Consider the following 19576-nt stretch of genomic DNA (forward strand, 5'->3'; position numbering starts at 1 on the left):
CGCTTTCTGATCTGGGCCGTTGACAGGTGTTCGCTACCCAGCATACTGTTGATCCCGAACTGATATATCAATCGTACTTCAAGAGTTTGGGAGTTCATCGTGGTTGACGTCTTGACCGCCTCGCTCGCAGACCTCGACCCCGAGGTCAGCGCGCAGATCGACGCCGAGCTGAGCCGCCAGCAGACGACGCTGGAGATGATCGCCTCGGAGAACTTCGCTCCCGCCGCCGTCATGGAGGCTCAGGGTTCGGTCCTCACCAACAAGTACGCCGAGGGCTACCCCGGTCGTCGCTACTACGGCGGCTGCGAGCACGTCGACGTCATCGAGCAGCTCGCCATCGACCGCCTCAAGGCGCTCTTCTCCGCGGAGTACGCCAACGTGCAGCCGCACTCGGGAGCCCAGGCCAACGCCGCCGCGATGTTCGCCCTCCTCGAGCCCGGCGACACCATCCTCGGTCTTTCGCTGGCCCACGGCGGCCACCTCACCCACGGCATGAAGCTCAACTTCTCCGGGCGCCTCTACCAGGTCGTGCCGTACGAGGTCAGCCGCGAGGACTTCCTGATCGACATGGCCGAGGTCGAGCGCCTGGCCCTCGAGCACCGGCCCAAGCTGATCGTCGCCGGCTGGTCCGCCTACCCCCGGCAGCTGGACTTCGCGGAGTTCCGCCGGATCGCGGACCTGGTCGGCGCCCGCCTCATGGTCGACATGGCGCACTTCGCCGGCCTGGTCGCGACCGGCCTCCACCCGAACCCGGTGCCCTTCGCCGACGTCGTCACCTCGACCACGCACAAGACCCTGGGTGGGCCGCGCGGTGGCGTCATCCTCACCAACGACCCCGCCATCGCCAAGAAGATCAACTCCTCGGTCTTCCCCGGCCAGCAGGGCGGTCCGCTCGAGCACGTCATCGCCGGCAAGGCGGTCGCTTTCAAGGTCGCCGCGGAGCCCGAGTTCCGCGAGCGCCAGGAGCGTACGCTGCGCGGTGCCCGAATCATCGCCGAGCGGCTGCTCGCCGACGACGTCGCGGCCGCGGGAGTCTCGGTGGTCAGCGGCGGCACGGACGTGCACCTGGTGCTGGTCGACCTGCGCGACTCCGAGCTCAACGGTCAGGAGGGCGAGGACCGGCTCCACCGCATCGGCATCACCGTCAACCGCAACGCGGTGCCCTTCGACCCGCGTCCGCCGATGGTCTCCTCCGGCCTGCGGATCGGCACGCCGGCCCTCGCCACCCGCGGCTTCGGCGACACCGACTTCAGCGAGGTGGCCGACATCATCGCGGCCGCGCTGAAGGACGACTTCACCGACGAGACGGCCGACGCGTTGCGCAGCCGGGTCACGAACCTCGCCGAGAAGCACCCGCTCTACCCCCACCTCATCGAGTCGAACGGAGCCGAGTGATGGCAGACCTGCTGCCCGAGCACCCCGACTTCCTCTGGCGCAACCCGGAGCCCAAGTCCTCCTACGACGTCGTCATCATCGGCGGCGGCGGACACGGTCTGGCGACGGCGTACTACCTGGCGAAGAACCACGGCATCACCAATGTCGCCGTTCTCGAGCGGGGCTGGCTCGCGGGCGGCAACATGGCCCGGAACACGACGATCATCCGGTCCAACTACCTGTGGGACGAGTCCGCGGCGATCTACGAGCACTCCCTCAAGCAGTGGGAGGTGCTCCCCGAGGAGCTCGACTACGACTTCCTGTTCAGCCAGCGCGGCGTGCTCAACCTCGCCCACACGCTGCAGGACGTACGCGACTCGGTGCGGCGCTGCGAGGCCAACCGCCTCAACGGGATCGACGCGGAGTGGCTCGACGCCGACCAGGTGAAGGAGGTCTGCCCGATCATCAACGTCAGCGACAACATCCGCTACCCGGTCCTCGGCGCGACCTACCAGCCCCGCGCGGGCATCGCCAAGCACGACCACGTCGCCTGGGCGTTCGCCCGCAAGGCGGACGAGCTCGGTGTCGACCTGATCCAGGACTGCGAGGTGACCGGGATTCTCAAGGACGGCAACCGGGTGGTCGGCGTACAGACGAGCCGCGGCACGATCGCGGCCGGCAAGGTCGCGCTGTGCGCGGCGGGGCACTCCAGCGTCCTCGCCGAGATGGCGGGCTTCGACCTGCCGATCCAGTCGCACCCGCTCCAGGCGCTCGTCTCCGAGCTCCACCAGCCCGTCCACCCGACCGTGGTGATGTCGAACCACGTCCACGTCTACGTCTCCCAGGCCCACAAGGGCGAGCTGGTCATGGGCGCGGGCGTCGATGCGTACAACGGCTACGGGCAGCGCGGCGGGTTCCACGTGATCGAGGAGCAGATGGCGGCCGCCGTGGAGCTGTTCCCGATCTTCGCCCGCGCGCATCTGCTCAGGACCTGGGGCGGCATCGTCGATGTCACCCCGGATGCCTCCCCGGTCGTGAGCAAGACGCCGATCGACCAGCTCTACGTGAACTGTGGCTGGGGGACCGGCGGGTTCAAGGGCACGCCGGGCGCCGGCTGGACGATGGCGCACACGATCGCCCACGACGAGCCCCACGAGTACAACGCACCGTTCGCGCTGGAGCGATTCAGCACCGGTGCCCTCATCGACGAGCACGGCGCAGCCGCCGTGGCCCACTGAAAGGAGCCGACGATGATTCTCATCAGCTGCCCCAACTGCGGGTCCCGCGACGAGACCGAGTTCCACTACGGCGGTCAGGCCCACGTCCCCTACCCGGAGGACCCGAGCGCCCTCAGTGACGAGGAGTGGGGTCGCTACCTGTTCTACCGCGAGAACACCAAGGGCATCTTCGCCGAGCGCTGGGTCCACAGCTCCGGCTGCCGCAAGTGGTTCAACGTTCTTCGCGACACCGTCACCTACCGCATCGCCGCCGTCTATCAGGCCGGCGAACCGCGTCCCACCCTGGATGGAGGCCCGCAGTGAGCACGACGTCGCACCGCCTCGCAGACGGCGGCCGAATCGACCGATCCACCCGTCTCGCCTTCAGCGTCGACGGCCAGGAGTACGCCGGCCACGCCGGTGACACCCTCGCCTCGGCACTGATCGCCAACGGCGTGCTCGAGTGTGGCCCCTCGCTGTACCGACAGCGTCCTCGCGGCGTCCTCGCCGCCGGTCTCGAGGAGTCCAACGCGCTGGTCAAGCTGAGGCGTCCCGGCGACTCGGTGACCGAGTCGATGCTGCCGGCCACGACCGTCGAGCTCGTCGACGGGATCGAGGCCGACTACCTCAGCGGCCTCGGTGATCTCGACCCCGCCGACGACACCGCGATCTACGACAAGAAGTACGTCCACACCGACGTCCTCGTCATCGGAGCCGGTCCGACCGGGCTCACCGCGGCCCGCACCGTCGCCGCATCCGGCGCTCGGGTGATCCTCATCGACGACCAGCCGGAGCTCGGCGGGTCTCTTTTCTCCACGCGCGGTCTCAGCATCGACGGCGTGGACACCGACGCCTGGCTCAGCGGCGTCACCGAGGAGCTCGCGGCTGCCCCCGAGGTCACGGTGCTCACCAGGACCAACGCCTTCGGCAGCTACGACGCCAACTACGTGATCGCGCTCGAGAGCCGGTTGGACCACCTCGACGCCTCCGCCAAGGAGGCGCTCACCGGTGTGTCCCGCCAGCGCCTCTGGCACATCCGGGCGCAGCAGGTCGTCATCGCGACCGGCGCGCACGAGCGTCCCCTGGTGTTCGGCAACAACGACCGCCCCGGCGTGATGCTCGCCTCCGCGGTCCGCACCTACCTGAACCGCTACGGCGTGGCCGCCGGCTCCAACGTGCTGCTCGCCACCACGAACGACAGCGCCTACGAGGTCGCCGCCGACCTGACGGGTGCCGGGGTCGCCGTGGCGGCTGTGGTCGACGCTCGCGCGGAGCAGTCCGAGGCCGCCCGTCGCGCCGCGGCGGCTGGCATCGAGGTCATCCTCGGCTCCGCGGTCCTCGACACCGACGGTGACCCGCGGGTCACCGGCGCGACGGTGTCGGCGATCGACGCCGACGGCGCCGCGGTCGGCGAGCGGCGAGAGATCGCCTGCGACGTCGTCGCCGTCGCCGGCGGCTGGAGCCCCGTGGTCCACCTGCACAGCCAGCGGCAGGGCAAGGTCCGCTGGGACGAGGACCTGGCCGGGTTCGTCCCCGACGGCGAGGTCGCCGGTCAGCAGATCGTGGGATCGGCCCGGGGCAGCTACACCCTCGATGCGTGTCTCGCCGAGGGGCGGCATGCGGCAGCGACCGCGCTCCTCGCTGCCGGTTTCATCGGCGAGGCCGAGGCCCCGACCGGGCCGCTCCCTGCGGCGACAGGTGACGGCACGACCCGCCCTCTGTGGCTCGCCGCCGAGGCCTCCGTTCCGCTCGACGATCTGGTCGACCACTTCGTGGACTTCCAGCGCGACCAGACCGTTCACGACGTCCTGCGGGCGACCGGGGCCGGCATGCGCAGCGTCGAGCACATCAAGCGCTACACCTCGATCAGCACCGCCAACGACCAGGGCAAGACCTCCGGGGTCAACGCCATCGGCGTCATCGCCGCCGCGCTCAACGACGGTCGCAGCCCCGGCGAGATCGGCACCACGACGTACCGCGCTCCGTACGCTCCGGTCCCGTTCGTCGCCCTTGCCGGCCGCGAGCGGGGTGACCTGTTCGACCCGGCCCGGCTGACGTCGATCCATCCCTGGCACGTCGCGCACGGCGCCGAGATGGAGATCGTGGGGCAGTGGCTGCGGCCGTCGTACTACCCGCAGAACGGCGAGTCCCTGGACGAGGCCGTTCTCCGCGAGTGCGCCGCCGTCCGCGAGTCCGTCGGCATGATGGACGCGACCACCCTGGGCAAGGTCGAGGTGTGGGGGAGTGACGCCGGTGAGTTCCTCAACCGGATCTACACCAACGCCTTCAAGAAGCTCGCCCCCGGATCCGCGCGCTACGGCGTCATGTGCACGCCTGACGGGATGATCTTCGACGACGGCGTCACGCTCCGCATCGACGAGGGTCGCTACTTCATGACGACGACCACCGGCGGCGCCGCCAAGGTCCTCGACTGGCTCGAGGAGTGGCACCAGACCGAGTGGCCGACCCTGGACGTCAGCTTCACCTCGGTGACCGAGCAATGGGCCACCGTCGCCGTCGTCGGCCCGAAGTCGCGCGAGGTGATCGCCAAGATCGCTCCGGAGCTCGACGTCAGCAACGAGGCGTTCCCGTTCATGACGTTCCGCGAGACGACGCTCGCCTCGGGTATCCCGGCGCGGGTGTGCCGGATCTCGTTCTCCGGAGAGCTCGCCTTCGAGGTCAATGTCGAGACCTGGTTCGGACAGCGCGTGTGGGAAGAGATCCACGCCGCCGGCCAGGAGTGGGCGATCACCCCGTACGGCACCGAGACCATGCACGTGCTCCGCGCCGAGAAGGGTTACCCGATCGTCGGCCAGGACACCGACGGCACGGTCACTCCCCAGGATGCGGGCATGGAGTGGATCGTCTCCAAGGCGAAGGACTTCGTCGGCAAGCGGTCCTACAACCGGGCCGACACCGCACGCACGGACCGCAAGCACCTCGTCTCGGTGCTGCCCGTCGACAAGTCGTTCCGGTTGCCCGAGGGCACCCAGCTGGTCGCATCAGGTACGCCGATCACCCCGGCCGAGGGACCGGTGCCGATGCTCGGGCACGTGACCTCGAGCTACCACAGTGCCGCGCTCGGGCGCTCGTTCGCCCTGGCACTCATCAAGGATGGCCGCAACCGCATCGGCCAGACCCTCGTCGCGCCGGTCGGTGACCGACTGGTCGACGTCGTCGTCGCTGAAACCGTCCTCTACGACCCGGAAGGAACCCGCCGCGATGGTTGAGACCACGATCGAGCCGCTCGACAAGAAGATCTCGGCTCTGCGCGTCAGCCCGGCCCAGCACCTGCACGGCGCCTTCGTCGACGCCGGCGTCACCGGAGCGCTCGGGGTGCGCGTGCGTGAGGAGCAGTTCCTCACCATGGTGGGTCTGCGAGTGCCGGTCGGCTCGCCCGACCGGGAGCGCCTGGCCAAGATCCTCGGCGCCGAGCTTCCCGCCTGGTGCGGCGAGGTCGCCACCGGCCACGACGTGGTCGTTCTGTGGCTCTCGCCCGACGAGTTCCTGGTCATCTCGCAGAGCGTGGCCGGGTCCACCCTGGTGTCCTACCTCCGTGCAGGCGTCACGGGAGGCGGTGCCGCGGTCGTCGACCTGTCGGCCAACCGCACCACCTTCCGGCTCGAGGGACCTTCGGCGCAGGCGGTCCTCGAGAAGGGCTGTCCGCTCGACCTCCACCCGAGGGCCTTCACGCCGGGCAAGGCGGTCGCCAGCACCATCGGACGTGTTCCGGTGATCCTCTGGAAGGTCGACACGGACTCCTACCGGATCCTGCCGCGTGCCTCGTACGCCGACTACCTGGGCCGCTGGCTGATCGACGCCATGGCCGAGTTCAAGCTCATCTCGACAAGCTCGACACAGCGCCTGGGATCCGGCTGATGGCACTCAGCGTGTTCGACATGTTCTCCGTCGGCATCGGGCCGTCGTCGTCCCACACGGTCGGCCCGATGCGCGCGGCGGCGCAGTTCATCGATGCCCTGAAGGCAGGCTCACTGCTCGACGCCGTCGCTCGTGCCCAGGTGGAGCTGTTCGGCTCCCTCGGTGCCACCGGTCACGGCCACGGCTCCGACAAGGCCGTGATCCTCGGGCTCGAGGGCAACCGGCCCGAGAGCGTCGACACCAGCAACGCCGACGCTCGTGTGGCCGAGGTCCGTGCCACCCGGCGCCTGAGGCTCTCCGGCGCCCGGGACATCGAGTTCGACGCCGACGACGTCGTCATGCACCGCACCAAGACCCTTCCCGCGCACCCGAACGGCATGATCTTCCGCGCGTTCGACGCCGACACGAAGATGCTCCTGGAGAGCACCTACTACTCGGTCGGCGGCGGTTTCGTCGTGGACGAGCACGCGGCCGGCGCCGATCGGATCGTCGAGGACGCGACCCCGATCCCGTACCCGTTCACCACCGGGGCGGAGCTGCTCGCGGTCTGCGCCGAGTCGGGCAAGCGGATCAGCGACGTGATGATGGCCAACGAGCTGGCGTGGCGTACCGAGGAGGAGGTGCGCGGCGAGCTGCTGCACATCTGGTCGGTCATGCAGGAGTGCGTGCACAACGGCTGCACCCGCACCGACCCCACGCTGCCCGGCGGGTTGAAGGTTCCGCGGCGTGCGCCCGGTCTCTACACCCACCTCCAGGCATCGACGGACGAGACGGACCCGCTCAGAGCGATGGACTGGGTCAACCTCTTCGCCCTCGCCGTCAACGAGGAGAACGCGTCGGGCGGACGGATCGTGACTGCGCCGACCAATGGCGCGGCGGGCATCGTCCCGGCCGTGCTCCACTACTACGAGAAGTTCGTGCCCAGCGCGGACGAGGACGGGATCGTGCGATTCCTCCTCGCTGCCGCCGCGGTCGGCATCCTGTTCAAGATCAACGCGTCGATCTCCGGGGCCGAGGTCGGCTGTCAGGGCGAGGTCGGCTCGGCCTGCGCCATGGCTGCCGGAGCCTTGTGCGAAGTGCTCGGCGGCACCCCGGAGCAGGTCGAGAACGCGGCCGAGATCGGCATCGAGCACAATCTCGGCCTCACCTGCGACCCCGTCGGCGGCCTGGTGCAGATTCCCTGCATCGAGCGCAACGCGATCGCCAGCAACAAGGCCATCAATGCCGCCCGCATCGCCGCTCGCGGCGACGGCAGCCACCGGGTCTCTCTCGACGCCGCGATCAAGACCATGCGCGAGACCGGAGCCGACATGAAGATCAAGTACAAGGAGACCTCCCGCGGAGGCCTCGCCGTCAACGTCATCGAATGCTGACGTCACGGGTCTCGCGAGAAGGAGAAGTGCATGACCACCGCTGCAAAGATCGACGGCAAGCGCGTTGCTGCTGATCTGAAGACCGCGCTCGCCGTGCGGGTGAAGGCACTGCACGAAGCCGGGATCGACCCCGGCCTCGGCACCATCCTCGTCGGTGACGACCCCGGCTCCCGCGCCTACGTCGCGGGCAAGCACCGCGACTGCGCCGAGGTGGGCATCGCCTCCATCCGGATCGAGCTCCCCGCCAGCGCGTCGCAGGCCGAGATCGAGGCAGCGGTGCAGCAGCTCAACGAGGATCCGACCTGCACCGGCTTCATCGTCCAGCTGCCCCTGCCGCCCCACGTCGACACCCATCGGGTCCTAGAGCTCATCGACCCGGACAAGGACGCCGACGGGCTTCACCCCACGAATCTCGGAAAGCTGGTGCTCGGCACTCCTGCTCCGCTGCCGTGTACGCCGCGCGGGATCATCGAGCTCCTGAGGCAGCACGACGTGCCGATCACCGGACAGCGGTTCTGTGTCATCGGCTGCGGTCTGACCGTCGGCCGGCCGCTCGGGCTCATGCTCACCCGACCCACCGAGCACGCCACCGTCACGCTGTGCAACATCGAGACCCGCGACGTCGCCGCCCACGCCCGGGCCTCGGACGTCATCGTCGCGGCGGCGGGTGTGGCTCATCTGGTCAAGCCCGACTGGGTCAGCCCCGGCGCCACGGTCCTGTCCGTCGGGATCACTCGCACCATCGAAGGCATCCTGGGCGACGTCGATCCGAACGTGGACGTCGTCGCGGGCAAGATGAGCGGTGCCACCGGCGGGGTCGGACCGATGACCCGGGCCATGCTGCTGACCAACATCGTCGAGATCGCCGAACAGCAGCTGGCTGCCAGGGAGGCGATCGCCGGGGCTCTGACATGAGTGCCACGCAGCTGCTCGCCGAGGTAGACCAGCGCTGCCAGGTGATGGGCATCATCAACGTCACCCCCGACTCGTTCTCCGACGGCGGCCGGTTCCTCGACGTCGACGCCGCCGTACGCAGAGGCCTCGAGCTCATGCGCGACGGCGCCGATCTCCTCGATGTCGGCGGCGAGTCCACCCGGCCCGGTGCCCAGCGGGTCAGCGCGACCGAGGAGATCGCCCGCGTGATCCCGGTGATCGAGGCCCTGGCCCGGGAGGGGTTGCCGGTCTCGGTCGACACCATGCGCGCCTCGGTCGCCCAGCGAGCCGTCGCGGCCGGGGCCGTCATCGTGAACGACGTGTCCGGCGGGCTCGCCGATCCCAGGATGCTGCCCTTCCTGGCCGAGGCGGAGGTCACCTGCGTACTCATGCACTGGCGCGCCCACTCCATGCGGATGGACGACTTCTGCTTCTACGACTCGGTCGTCGGCGACGTCTGCGCCGAGCTCCGCGGCCGGGTCGACTCCGCGCTCGCCGCCGGCGTACGTCCTGAGCGCATCGTCCTCGACCCCGGTCTCGGGTTCGCGAAGAACGCCGCCCAGTCCTGGGAGCTGCTCGCGGCCCTCCCGGCGCTGCGCGACCTCGGGTTCCCCGTCCTCGTCGGGGCCTCCCGCAAGCGGTTCCTCGCCGAGGCCGCCGCGTACGGACGGCGGGCCCCGGACGTCGCCGCGGACCGGGACGAGGCGTCCGACGCCGTGGCCGCCATCGCCGCTGCCGGGGGAGCGTGGGGCGTACGCGTCCACTCGGTCTCCGGCGCCGCCGCCGCCTCTCGGGTGGCTGCCCGCCTGCGTGGGACCACGGTCGCGGCCGAACCGGTCCGGGCCGGCCAGCGATGAGCCGTCGCTCGGCCGCCGCGACCGTCCGGAGGCTGCTGCTCGACGCTCGCTACGAGGTCCTTCCCACCGCCTCGATCGAGGACGTCGTCACGAGCACCCTTCCCGCAGGCCGAACGCTCACGGTGACCGCCTCGCCGGCCAAGGGCCTGGAGCAGACGGTGGACCTTTCGATCCGGCTCGCCGAGCACGGCTACGACGTCGTGCCACACCTCGCCGCCCGCATGGTCTCGAGCCGGGCCGAGCTCGCCGAGATCACTGCTCGTCTGAAGGCAGCCCGCATCGACAAGGTCTTCGTACCTGCCGGCGACGCGGAGCGCCCCGGCGCGTTCCCCGGTGCGCTGGAGCTCCTCGAGGCGCTGGTCGATCTCGGCGACCCGTTCAGTCACGTCGGTGTCGCCGGCTATCCCGAGGACCATCCGACGATCATCCACGACCGTCTCGTGCAGGCGATGTGGGACAAGCGCCACCACGCCACCGAGATCGTCAGCAACCTCACCTTCGACGACAGAGCCCTCACCGACTGGGTACGTCGCGTGCGCGCCCGAGGCGTCACGACGCCGATCATCGTCGGGCTGCCCGGCCCGGTCGAGCCCGCCAAGCTCCTCACCATGGCGACCAAGATCGGGGTGGGGGAGTCGACGCGGTTCCTCGCCAAGAACAAGGGCATGTTCGCGCGCATCGCCGCGCCCGGTGGCTACTCGCCGGAGCGGTTCCTCACCCGTGCGGCGCCGGACCTGGACGGGCCGGAAGCCGCGATCGCCGGTCTGCACCTGTTCACGTTCAACCAGGTCGCCGAGACCGAGACCTGGCGCCGCGACCTGCTGGCGCGCCTGGGCGGAGAACCCCAGTGACCGGCCTCGACGTCGGCCTCGACGTCGACGAGGTGGAGCAGCGACTCCTCGCCCGCTGGCCCGAGACCAGGATCGCCCCGTCCCTGGAGCGCATCCGAGCGGTGACAGACGCGCTCGGCCGGCCACAGCGCGACTACCGGTCGATCCACATCACCGGAACCAACGGCAAGACGAGCACCGCGCGGATGGTGGAGGCGATCCTGCTCGAGCTGGGCTCGACGGTCGGCCGGTTCACCAGCCCTCATCTCGCCGACATCCGGGAACGGATCAGCATCGGCGGGCGGCCGATCCCGCAGGATGGCTTCGTCCAGGCCTACCGCGATGTCCTCTCCGCGGCCGAGGCCGTGGACCGCGAGGGTCCCACTCCGCTGTCGTTCTTCGAGATGACTGTCGCCATGGCCTACCAGGCGTTCTCGACGGCCGGCATCGACGTCGCGGCGGTCGAGGTCGGCATGGGCGGCATGTGGGACGCGACCAACGTCATCGACGCCCCGGTCGCCGCGATCCTCCCCATCGGCCTCGACCACGTCGATCACCTGGGTCCGACCAGGCTCGACATCGCGGCCGAGAAGGCCGGGATCATCAAGCCGGGGGCGCTGGCCGTCACGGCTCGGCAGACCCCAGATGTCGAGCAGCTCCTCCGAGCCCACGCCGACGCGCATCTCGCGAGGCTCATGGTCGAGGGCCGTCACTTCCGCCTGAGCGGCAGACGAGCGTTCGGCGATGGACAGATCATCTCGGTCAACGGCCTCGCCGGTCACTATCCCGAGATCCCGCTGTCGCTTCACGGCCGCCACCAGGCGCACAACGCGACACTCGCGATCGCGAGCATCGAAGCACTCCTGGGAGACGTGATCCCGCTGGACGCACTGCGACGGGCGCTGGGCTCGGCCCGCTCGCCCGGGCGGCTCGAGGTGCTGCCCGGCACCCCCGCGGTGATCCTCGACGCAGCCCACAACCCCGACGGTGCCCGGGCACTGGCGGCCGGCCTCACCGATCTGGGCACGCGGCCGACCGTCGCCGTGGTCGCCGCGATGGGCGACAAGGACCTCGAGGGCATGCTCGCGGAGCTGGACCCCGTCGTGACGACGATGATCTGCACCCGGAACAGCAGTCCGCGTTCACTGTCCTCTCGCGACACCGCGGCCGCGGCTCGAGGAGTCCTCGGCGCTGATCGGGTTCTGGAGATCGACAGCCTCGCCGATGCGCTCCTCGAAGCGACCAGGGAGGCCTTGGCCCTCTCCCCGGACGAGGAAGCGCCGGCTCGGGTACTGGTCACCGGCTCCGTCGTCACCGTGGGTGAGGCGCGACGCCTGTTGGGTGGGTGAACCGGTACTGCCCCCGGCCGACATGGCCAGGGGCAGGACCGTCGAGCTGTCCGGTTGCGTCAGCTCACCATGCCGTGCGGGTCGATGACGTACTTGGTGGCCGCGCCCTGGTCGAACGCGGCGTAGCTCTCCGGCGCCTCGTCGAGGCTGATGGCCTTCGCGTTGACGGCGTCGGCGATGTGGGCCTTGTCGGCGAGGATCAGGTTCATCAGCTGGCGGTTGTACTGCTTCACCGGGCACTGGCCGGTGACGAACGTGTGCGACTTGGCCCAGCCCAGACCGAGCCGGACACCGATCTGGCCCTGCTTGGCAGCGTCGTCGACGGCGCCCGGGTCGCCGGTGACGTACAGGCCGGGGATGCCGAGGGAAGCACCCGCGCGCGCCACGTCCATGATGTCGTTGAGGACGGTGGCCGGCTGCTCGGCGGCGTCTCGGCCGTGGCCGCGGGCCTCGAAGCCGACCGCGTCGATCGCCGCATCCACGACGGGCTCCCCGACGATGTCCGCGATGATGTCCGCCAGGGCGTCACCGGAGGACAGGTCGGCGGTCGCGCAGCCGAAGCTGGCGGCCTGCTTGAGCCGGTCCGCGTTCATGTCGCCGACGATGACGGTGGCGGCACCGAGCAGCTGTGCCGAGTACGCCGCGGCGAGCCCGACCGGGCCTGCGCCTGCCACGTACACCGTCGACCCGGTGGTGACGCCGGCGGTGTAGGCACCGTGGTAGCCGGTCGGGAAGATGTCGGAGAGCATCGTCAGGTCGAGGATCTTCTCCAGGGCCTGGTCGCGGTCGGGGAACTTCAGCAGGTTGAAGTCGGCGAACGGGACCATGACGTACTCCGCCTGGCCACCGATCCAGCCGCCCATGTCCACATAGCCGTACGCCGCGCCGGCCCGCGCCGGGTTCACGTTGAGGCAGATGCCGGTCTTGCCCTCGTTGCACATGCGACAACGACCGCACGCGATGTTGAACGGGACCGAGCAGATGTCGCCCACCTCGTGGAAGAGGACGTCGTCGCCGATCTCGACGATCTCGCCGGTGATCTCGTGGCCGAGCGTCTGACCCACGGCGGCGGTCGTCCGGCCGCGCACCATGTGCTGGTCGCTGCCGCAGATGTTGCTGGTCACGAGCTTGAGGATCACCGCGTGCGGCGCGGCGCGCTTGATGCCCAGGCCGCTCACGACGTCCTGGGGGAGCTCCAGCTTCGGGTACTCGATGGACTCGACGGCCACCTCGCCCGGCCCCTTGTAGACGACGACTCTGTTGTCTGCCATGGCGTCTCTTCTTCCTGCCCCGGATGGGGGCGTCCAGCTTGCTCAGTTGCGGGGATGTTTCTCATAGCGAAACAAGAGCGCTATATGAAACAAACTAGACCGTCGACGGCGTCGGCATCAAGACCCTGTTCCGACCGATTTCTGGGCTCGTACGGAGGCGTCTGATGGCTCGCGCCGCGGCTACCCGGCGGTAGGGGCGAAGGGGAGAATCTGACAGGGAGGCATACTGTTTCAGCATGAGCAACACGAGCGAAACACGGAGCACGACCGTTCACTCAGTGGACCGAGCCATCTCCATCCTCCAGGTGCTCGCCCGTCGGGGGGCTGTCGGAGTCACGCCGATCTCCGAAGAACTGGGGGTGCACAAGTCAACGGTTTTCCGTTTGCTGGCCACCCTCGAGGCGCGCGGGCTGGTGGAGCAGAACGCGACTCGGGGGCACTATCAGCTCGGCTATGGCGTCATCCAGCTGGCCGCCGGCGCGACCCGCAAACACGACATCTCGGTCACGAGTCGCCCGATCTGTATGGCGTTGGCCGACGCGGTCGGTGAGACCGTCAACATCGTCATCAACGACGGCGAGGAGGCCATCACGATCGACCAGGTGATCGGGAGTGCCGAGATCACATCGGTGAACTGGGTCGGGCAGCGGAGCCCCTTGCACACCACTGCGTCCGGCAAGGTCTTCCTGGCGACCATGTCGCCGGAGGACCGCCGACGGATCCTCGAGGGCGGGCTCGAGCGCTACACGGAGGAGACCGTGGTCGACCCGGCGCTGCTCGAGGAGCAGCTCGCCGAGGTCAGGAAGCTGGGCTACGCCTATTCGGCCGACGAGCACGAGATCGGTCTCACCGGGGTCGCCGCGCCGATCCGTTCCCTGGGCGGCGGGGTGATCGCCGCGGTGGTGGCCTCCGGCCCGTCGTTCCGCATCACGTCCGAGAAGGTGCCCGAGCTGGCCGAGCACGTGCTGGCCGCCGCTGCTGCGATCTCCGAGCGGAACGGCTTCCCCAAGGCTGAGTGATCTGCGCCTGCCGAGACACGGATCGGCACTCTCGAAGTGGCCCGCATGCCTCGTGCATGCGGGCCACTTCGCGTACGTCGTAAAGCCCGTGTAAATCCTGCTGGCGAATCCAGATCGATCCGTTGACAGCGTCTTCTTCGGCGCGGCAGAATCGTTTCACGCTACGCAGTAGTTGTGCAGAGTGAAACAACCGCCGTCTGGCGGACCGCCGTATCTGAACCCGGAATCTGCCCGGTTTGAGCGTGGGAGACATCAACGTGACGCGAATGAGCATCGAATCGACGCCTGAGGATCTGGCGTCCCTGGCGGACAGGCGAGCATCCGGCTACAGCCTGGAGGCACCTTTCTACACGAGCTCGGAGATCTACGAGCAGGACCTCGACGTCATCTTCGGCCAGCACTGGATCTTCGCTGTCGCCGAGGCCGAGATTCCGGACCCCGGTGACTACGTCACGGTCGATCTGGGCGCTCACTCCGTGATCGTCGTCCGCGACGACGACGAGAACGTCCGTGCCTTCCGCAACGTGTGCCGCCACCGTGGCTCGCGACTGCTCGAGTCCGCCTGCGGCTCGATCGGCAACATCGTGTGCCCCTACCACCAGTGGACCTACCGGGTCGACGGCAGCCTCATCTTCGCCGAGTCGCAGCCGGGCACCTTCGAGTACGACAAGTTCGGGCTCAAGCCGGTCAACGTCCGCGCGGTCGGTGGACTGGTCTTCCTCTGCCTGGCCGACGAGCCGCCGGCCGACTTCGACGAGGTCGCCGAGTTCATCGAGCCCTACCTGAAGCCCTACTCGCTCGCCTCGGCGAAGGTCGCCCACCAGACGGACATCGTCGAGGAGGGCAACTGGAAGCTGGTGATGGAGAACAACCGCGAGTGTCACCACTGCGACGCCTCCCACCCCGAGCTGGTGACGGCGTACTTCCCGATCAGCCGCTACGAGGCCGAGGACGTGCCGCCGCGCATGCAGTCGACCTTCGAGCGCTACCAGGTGGCGCAGGCGGAGCTGGAGAAGGCCTGCGAGGCCATCGGCTTCCCCGTCGGTGAGCGCTGCGAGCTCGAGGGCCGTACGACGGCGTTCCAGATCTCCCACCTGCCGCTCGACGGCGCGGGTGCCTCGTTCGGCCCCGATGGCCAGCAGCTGTGCGCGAAGCTGATGGGGTCCATCGAGGACCCGAGGTTCGGGGACCTGTCGCTGCACATGCAGCCCAACTCGTGGTTCCACTTCCTCGGTGACCACGCCGTCGTCTTCTCCGTGATCCCGCTCGCGGTCGACCGGACGCTGGTCCGGACGACGTGGCTGGTGAACCCGGAGGCCGTCGAAGGAGTCGACTACTCGGTCGAGTCGCTCACCTCCGTGTGGCGCGCCACCAACGACCAGGACCGCGTCCTCGTCGAGGGCACGCAGCGAGGAGTGGCGGACCCGGGCTACGTACCCGGTCCGTACTCCGTGGTCGAAGGAGAGGTCGATGCCTTCGTCACCTGGTACGTCCAACGCGTCCAAGCCAACGCCTAGCCGGAGCCCGGGAGCAGAGATGAGCATCATGGAGACCGACATCCCCAAGGTGTCGGAGCCCAACTCGTTCGGGCTGCAGAACGGCCGCCCGGCGCCCGTACGCAGCAAGCGGATGCTGGAGCCCTGCTGGGCCGAGAGCGACGTGATGGACCTGGTGTGCAGCCAGGTTCTGGCGGTCACCCATGACGTGAAGACCTTCGTCTTCACGACCCCCGAGCGACGTCCCTTCGACTTCGAGGCGGGCCAGTTCATCACCATCCGGGTCGAGATCGACGGCGAGCTGATGACCCGTTGCTACACGATCGCCTCGCCGCCGACCAGGCCGGACCGGCTGGCCATCACGGTCAAGCGGGTCGCCGACGGTGTGGTCTCGAACTGGCTCCACGACAACCTCGAGCCCGGGGCATGGATCTCGATGCACGCTCCGGCAGGTGCGTTCGTCCTGCCGGAGGAGGACGCGCCGAAGTACCTCTTCCTCTCGGCCGGCAGCGGCATCACCCCCGTGCTGTCGATGACGAGGACGCTGTACGACCTCGGCTCCGAGGCGGACATCCTCTTCGTGCACAGCGCGCGTACGCCGGCTGACATCATCTACCGCGGCGAGCTCGAGGCGATGGCACGCCTGATGCCCAACCTGCGAGTGGTGGAGATCTGTGAGGGCGATGCCCCCACCGAGCGTTGGATGGGTCTGCAGGGACGCATCTCCAAGCCCGTCCTCGAGATCCTGGCCCCTGACCTCAACGAGCGCGAGACGTTCATCTGCGGTCCGGCGGGCTACATGGCGGCGGCGAAGTCGCTGCTCGAAGAGCTCGACTACGACATGGAGATGTACCACGAGGAGAGCTTCGACTTCGGCGCTCCCGCGGTCCCTGCTCCGACGGCGGCACCGCCCGTCGAGCAGGATGCCGAGGAGGAGGCCGGAGCCGGGTTCTCGGTCGAGTTCGCGCGCAGCGGCCGGATGATCACCTGTGGCCCGGACGAGACCATCCTGGAGGCGGCGGTCGCGGCCGGCATGCGGCCGATGGCTGCCTGCGGTCAGGGCATGTGCGGGACCTGCAAGGTGTCGATGCTCTCCGGGGAGGTCGACATGCAGCACAACGGCGGCATCCGGCCCAAGGAGATCGCCAACCAGAAGGTGCTGATCTGCTGCTCGAAGCCTCTGGGTGACATCCAGCTGGACTGCTGAGGAGGCGTACGCAGCGCTGGCTGTCGGGTCGTCCCCGGCCCGACAGCCACCTGCGGCGTCAGAGAACCTGGCGGATCTCGCGCTCGAAGCTGCCGATGTGCTCGAGGGTGAGCTTCTCGGCCCGGTCGGCATCGCCGTCTGCGACTGCGTTGAGGAGCTGGGCCTGTTCGAGGACGTGGTGGGCCAGGTCGGGGAGGCGATCGATCACCATCCACCAGATCCTGATGGCGAGGTTGTCGTACCTGATCAGGATGTCCTCGAGGTGGGCATTGCCGCTCGACTGGTAGATCAGGCCGTGCGCCGCCTTGTCGACGCGCATCAGGGAGGTGCGATCACCGTCGCCCAGCTTGCCCTTGCCGATCTGGGCCGCGAGGTCGCGCATCTGCTCACGTTGCTGTGTCGTCGCGCGTTCCGCGGCCGCGCGGGCGGCGTACGGGGCGAGCTGGCGCCGGATCTCGGCGATCGCGCTGAGCTCGGTCGCGTCGATGGTCGTGGCGAAGGTGCCGCGGCGCGGAAAGGAGTGGACCAGGTGATCGGCCTCGAGCCGTTTGATCGCTTCCCGGACAGGCGTACGCCCCATGCCGATCGCTTCTGCGATCTGGCCGTCGTTGATCGGCGCACCCGGGCGGATGTCGAGCATCACCAGGCGCTCGCGGATGTACTGGTAGGCCTGATCGGCGAGCGAGGTGGCGGGGGGATTCGCCGTTGCCGCCAGAATCTCGTCAACTGTCATTGAGTTCTTGCCCCACTTGTCCGCTCCGGCTCGTCGGCATCAGATCCTCTGCCGCTTTTTACCATCTTAGTCTGATACATCAGTTACGTCGCAACGGCGTGCCGAACACCCGCAGGAGCCGTTCTGCCTTCCAGCCCGTTTCGGTGTACTCGTCCTGAGCGGTCGAATGGACGGTGATTCCGCCCCCGGTGCCGAGCTCCCAGGTGCCGTTGCCAGGGGTCGTGAGGCTTCTGATCACGACGCCGAGATCTGCCCGGCCGTCAGGTGCGATCCATCCGAAGGCGCCGGAGTACACGCCGCGCGGGGTGGTCTCCACGCGGCGGATGATCTCCATGGTCCGCAGCTTCGGGGCGCCCGTCATCGAGCCGGCCGGAAAGAGGGAGCGCAGCGCCTCGATGCCGGTGACGTCGTCACGCAGCCGGCCGCGCACGGTCGTCACGAGCTGGTGCACCGAGGCGTAGGACTCGACCGCCATCAACGACGGGACCGTCACCGTGCCGGGCTCGCACACCGTCGCCAGGTCGTTGCGGAGGAGGTCGACGATCATCAGGTTCTCGGCGCGGAACCTGGGGTTCGACGCCAGGTCCCGGCGCAGCTCCTCGTCCTCGTCGGCGCACGTGCCACGCGGGGTGGTGCCCTTGATCGGCCGGGTCTCGATCCACCGGTTGCGGTCGATCGTGGCGTAGCGCTCGGGTGATGAGCTGAGCAGCCGGAACCCGTGATGCTGGATGAAGCCGGCGTACGGAGCCGGGTTGAGCTCGCGCAGACGCAGGTACGCGACGGCCGGGTCGATGGCGTCCTGGACCTCGATCCGGTGCGTCAGATTCACCTCGTACGTGTTGCCGGCCCGCAGCTCCCGCTGCACCTCGTCGAAGGCTCGCGTGTAGGCGGTCGGGGCGGTGCTCACCGACTGCGGAGGCGGGAGCCGCACGGTGGGGCGCGCCGAGTGTGCGGGCGGCTGGTCGACGATCGTCGTGTTGCGGGTGCGCATCCAGATCGCGTCAGGCATTCCGGGCTGACCCGCGTGACGCGCCCTGGCCGGGAGGTCCGGACGACATGCATAGCCGAAGTAGCCGACCCAGATCTCGTCCGGGGGCGTGCGGGTGAGCTCGTCCCCGAGGACGGTGAAGATGTCCGTGCCAACCAGGCTGACCTCTCCGCCGCGGTGTCGAAGCACCTCGCCTCGCCCGGCGTCGTAGGTGAGGGAGATGTCGTCGTCGCACAAGGCCCCCATGATCGACCGGGAGGTCTGCCCGGGCCCAGCGTCCAGCCAGAAGCAGCGGGGCTCGGCTTTCGCCATCTCGGCGAAGCGCTCCTCGGCGGTCATCTTCGTGGTCGGGTGGATGTCCACGACCCCCGGAGCAACGTCGTGCATGTGCGCCAGCTCTCTAAAACTCACACTAACGACAACTAGTATATCAGTGATAGGGTCAGCCTATGACGGATCGTTCGGGCCGGGTGCTGCGGCTGCTGAGCCCTCGGGGGCCGAGTGCGGCCGCGTCGGCACAGGACGTGGTGCTGGCCGGGCTCGGCCTGTCCGTTCGTGAGGCCGCGCCCGCCGTGGCTCCTGTTCCGGCGGTGCGCGCGGGAACGCTCGTCTTCACCTCGGGGCAGCTGCCCATCCGGGAGGGCGAGCTTCTCGCCACCGGCCGGGTCGGAGACGCTCTCGGTGTCGCCGACGGTCAGGCCTGTGCGCAATGGTGCGTGCTCAACGCGCTCGCCGCGATCAAGTCGGAGATCGGTGATCTCGGGCAGGTGAAGCGGATCGTCAAGGTCGTCGTGTACGTCGCATCCGGCACCCTCTTCGCGGACCAGGCCCTGGTCGCCAATGGTGCCTCGGAGCTTCTCGGCCGGGTGTTCGGCGATTCGGGGCGACACGCACGCTCCGTCATCGGGGTCTCGGCTCTGCCCCTGGATGCGCCGGTGGAGGTCGAGCTCGTCGTCGAGATCGACCCTTGCCTTGTGTGATGCATCACATATAAGGTAACTAGTATATCAGCGTCTGGCCGCGTAGCGCCCCACTGTCGTGCCGCCACCC

17 protein-coding genes are annotated in these 19576 nt (G+C 68.8%); 14 read left to right on the forward strand and 3 right to left on the reverse strand.

Annotation, left to right across the window (positions count from 1 at the left end):
* Window positions 1-99: 99 nt before the first annotated feature.
* From glyA to ACIO3S_RS17485, 10 genes are read left to right on the forward strand one after another with little or no spacing between them, the layout of a single operon-like run.
* Window positions 100-1395, forward strand: coding sequence for a serine hydroxymethyltransferase (gene glyA, locus ACIO3S_RS17440; RefSeq protein WP_350712841.1), 1296 nt, complete (start codon window positions 100-102; stop codon window positions 1393-1395).
* Window positions 1395-2612 carry a sarcosine oxidase subunit beta family protein gene (locus ACIO3S_RS17445; RefSeq protein ID WP_160028374.1) on the forward strand — a complete coding sequence of 406 codons (1218 nt, stop codon included), beginning with the start codon at window positions 1395-1397 and terminating at the stop codon, window positions 2610-2612. Before glyA ends, ACIO3S_RS17445 begins: the two co-directional genes overlap by 1 nt.
* A 12-nt stretch (window positions 2613-2624) precedes the next feature.
* The gene (locus ACIO3S_RS17450) at window positions 2625-2915 is read left to right on the forward strand and encodes a sarcosine oxidase subunit delta (RefSeq protein WP_160028376.1); all 291 of its coding nucleotides are present in this window, start codon (window positions 2625-2627) and stop codon (window positions 2913-2915) included.
* Window positions 2912-5821, forward strand: coding sequence for an FAD-dependent oxidoreductase (locus tag ACIO3S_RS17455; RefSeq protein ID WP_400466084.1), 2910 nt, complete (start codon window positions 2912-2914; stop codon window positions 5819-5821). The genes ACIO3S_RS17450 and ACIO3S_RS17455 overlap by 4 nt, the downstream gene beginning before the upstream one ends.
* The gene (locus tag ACIO3S_RS17460; RefSeq protein WP_400466087.1) at window positions 5814-6470 is read left to right on the forward strand and encodes a sarcosine oxidase subunit gamma; all 657 of its coding nucleotides are present in this window, start codon (window positions 5814-5816) and stop codon (window positions 6468-6470) included. Before ACIO3S_RS17455 ends, ACIO3S_RS17460 begins: the two co-directional genes overlap by 8 nt.
* Entirely contained in the window at window positions 6470-7843 is a 1374-nt protein-coding gene (locus ACIO3S_RS17465) for an L-serine ammonia-lyase (RefSeq protein WP_400466090.1), read from the forward strand. Before ACIO3S_RS17460 ends, ACIO3S_RS17465 begins: the two co-directional genes overlap by 1 nt.
* Window positions 7844-7873: 30 nt before the next feature.
* Entirely contained in the window at window positions 7874-8758 is an 885-nt protein-coding gene (locus ACIO3S_RS17470) for a bifunctional methylenetetrahydrofolate dehydrogenase/methenyltetrahydrofolate cyclohydrolase (RefSeq protein WP_400466092.1), read from the forward strand.
* Complete coding sequence (folP, locus tag ACIO3S_RS17475; protein ID WP_400466095.1) at window positions 8755-9633, forward strand: dihydropteroate synthase; 879 nt, start codon at window positions 8755-8757, stop codon at window positions 9631-9633. Before ACIO3S_RS17470 ends, folP begins: the two co-directional genes overlap by 4 nt.
* Window positions 9630-10484 (forward strand): methylenetetrahydrofolate reductase, encoded by an 855-nt coding sequence (locus tag ACIO3S_RS17480; protein WP_400466098.1) that lies wholly within the window; start codon window positions 9630-9632, stop codon window positions 10482-10484. Before folP ends, ACIO3S_RS17480 begins: the two co-directional genes overlap by 4 nt.
* Entirely contained in the window at window positions 10481-11812 is a 1332-nt protein-coding gene (locus tag ACIO3S_RS17485; protein WP_400466101.1) for a bifunctional folylpolyglutamate synthase/dihydrofolate synthase, read from the forward strand. The genes ACIO3S_RS17480 and ACIO3S_RS17485 overlap by 4 nt, the downstream gene beginning before the upstream one ends.
* A 59-nt stretch (window positions 11813-11871) precedes the next feature.
* On the opposite strand, the gene fdhA is transcribed toward ACIO3S_RS17485, so the two are convergent.
* Window positions 11872-13083: a formaldehyde dehydrogenase, glutathione-independent gene (gene fdhA, locus ACIO3S_RS17490; RefSeq protein WP_400466104.1), complete on the reverse strand. Its 1212-nt coding sequence runs from the start codon at window positions 13081-13083 to the stop codon at window positions 11872-11874.
* Between the two features lie 236 nt (window positions 13084-13319).
* On the opposite strand from fdhA, the gene ACIO3S_RS17495 reads away from it, so the two are divergent.
* The 3 genes from ACIO3S_RS17495 to ACIO3S_RS17505 all read left to right on the forward strand — a co-directional run bounded on the left by ACIO3S_RS17495 (window position 13320) and on the right by ACIO3S_RS17505 (window position 16805).
* Entirely contained in the window at window positions 13320-14102 is a 783-nt protein-coding gene (locus tag ACIO3S_RS17495; RefSeq protein ID WP_400466106.1) for an IclR family transcriptional regulator, read from the forward strand.
* A gap of 266 nt (window positions 14103-14368) precedes the next feature.
* Window positions 14369-15619, forward strand: a complete 1251-nt coding sequence (locus ACIO3S_RS17500) for an aromatic ring-hydroxylating dioxygenase subunit alpha (RefSeq protein ID WP_400466109.1) — start codon at window positions 14369-14371, stop codon at window positions 15617-15619.
* Window positions 15620-15638: 19 nt separating this feature from the next.
* A complete protein-coding gene (locus ACIO3S_RS17505) occupies window positions 15639-16805 on the forward strand; it encodes an FAD-binding oxidoreductase (RefSeq protein ID WP_400466112.1) in 1167 nt (388 codons plus the stop codon).
* 58 nt (window positions 16806-16863) lie between these two features.
* Here ACIO3S_RS17505 and ACIO3S_RS17510 read toward each other — a convergent pair whose 3' ends face one another.
* Both ACIO3S_RS17510 and ACIO3S_RS17515 read right to left on the reverse strand, forming a co-directional pair.
* On the reverse strand, window positions 16864-17538 hold the full coding sequence (locus tag ACIO3S_RS17510) for a GntR family transcriptional regulator (protein ID WP_400466115.1): 675 nt from the start codon (window positions 17536-17538) through the stop codon (window positions 16864-16866).
* Between the two features lie 79 nt (window positions 17539-17617).
* Complete coding sequence (locus ACIO3S_RS17515) at window positions 17618-18913, reverse strand: anthranilate synthase component I family protein (RefSeq protein ID WP_400466118.1); 1296 nt, start codon at window positions 18911-18913, stop codon at window positions 17618-17620.
* A 62-nt stretch (window positions 18914-18975) separates the two neighbouring features.
* Between ACIO3S_RS17515 and ACIO3S_RS17520 the strand changes: the two genes are divergently transcribed.
* Window positions 18976-19506 carry a RidA family protein gene (locus ACIO3S_RS17520; protein WP_400466121.1) on the forward strand — a complete coding sequence of 177 codons (531 nt, stop codon included), beginning with the start codon at window positions 18976-18978 and terminating at the stop codon, window positions 19504-19506.
* Window positions 19507-19576 lie beyond the last annotated feature (70 nt).

It is taken from the genome of Nocardioides sp. NPDC087217, assembly GCF_044744805.1.
Classification (GTDB): Bacteria; Actinomycetota; Actinomycetes; order Propionibacteriales; family Nocardioidaceae; genus Nocardioides.

Excerpts from the sequence above, each read along its gene's own strand:
- ACIO3S_RS17465 (WP_400466090.1), top strand. The coding sequence starts at position 6,470 with ATGGCACTCAGCGTGTTCGACATGTTCTCCGTCGGCATCGGGCCGTCG.
- ACIO3S_RS17500 (WP_400466109.1), top strand. The coding sequence starts at position 14,369 with ATGAGCATCGAATCGACGCCTGAGGATCTGGCGTCCCTGGCGGACAGG.
- ACIO3S_RS17450 (WP_160028376.1), top strand. The coding sequence starts at position 2,625 with ATGATTCTCATCAGCTGCCCCAACTGCGGGTCCCGCGACGAGACCGAG.
- ACIO3S_RS17470 (WP_400466092.1), top strand. The coding sequence starts at position 7,874 with ATGACCACCGCTGCAAAGATCGACGGCAAGCGCGTTGCTGCTGATCTG.
- ACIO3S_RS17520 (WP_400466121.1), top strand. The coding sequence starts at position 18,976 with ATGACGGATCGTTCGGGCCGGGTGCTGCGGCTGCTGAGCCCTCGGGGG.
- ACIO3S_RS17515 (WP_400466118.1), bottom strand. The coding sequence starts at position 18,913 with ATGCACGACGTTGCTCCGGGGGTCGTGGACATCCACCCGACCACGAAG.
- ACIO3S_RS17480 (WP_400466098.1), top strand. The coding sequence starts at position 9,630 with ATGAGCCGTCGCTCGGCCGCCGCGACCGTCCGGAGGCTGCTGCTCGAC.
- ACIO3S_RS17510 (WP_400466115.1), bottom strand. The coding sequence starts at position 17,538 with ATGACAGTTGACGAGATTCTGGCGGCAACGGCGAATCCCCCCGCCACC.
- ACIO3S_RS17495 (WP_400466106.1), top strand. The coding sequence starts at position 13,320 with ATGAGCAACACGAGCGAAACACGGAGCACGACCGTTCACTCAGTGGAC.
- ACIO3S_RS17460 (WP_400466087.1), top strand. The coding sequence starts at position 5,814 with ATGGTTGAGACCACGATCGAGCCGCTCGACAAGAAGATCTCGGCTCTG.
- ACIO3S_RS17445 (WP_160028374.1), top strand. The coding sequence starts at position 1,395 with ATGGCAGACCTGCTGCCCGAGCACCCCGACTTCCTCTGGCGCAACCCG.
- fdhA (WP_400466104.1), bottom strand. The coding sequence starts at position 13,083 with ATGGCAGACAACAGAGTCGTCGTCTACAAGGGGCCGGGCGAGGTGGCC.
- ACIO3S_RS17505 (WP_400466112.1), top strand. The coding sequence starts at position 15,639 with ATGAGCATCATGGAGACCGACATCCCCAAGGTGTCGGAGCCCAACTCG.
- folP (WP_400466095.1), top strand. The coding sequence starts at position 8,755 with ATGAGTGCCACGCAGCTGCTCGCCGAGGTAGACCAGCGCTGCCAGGTG.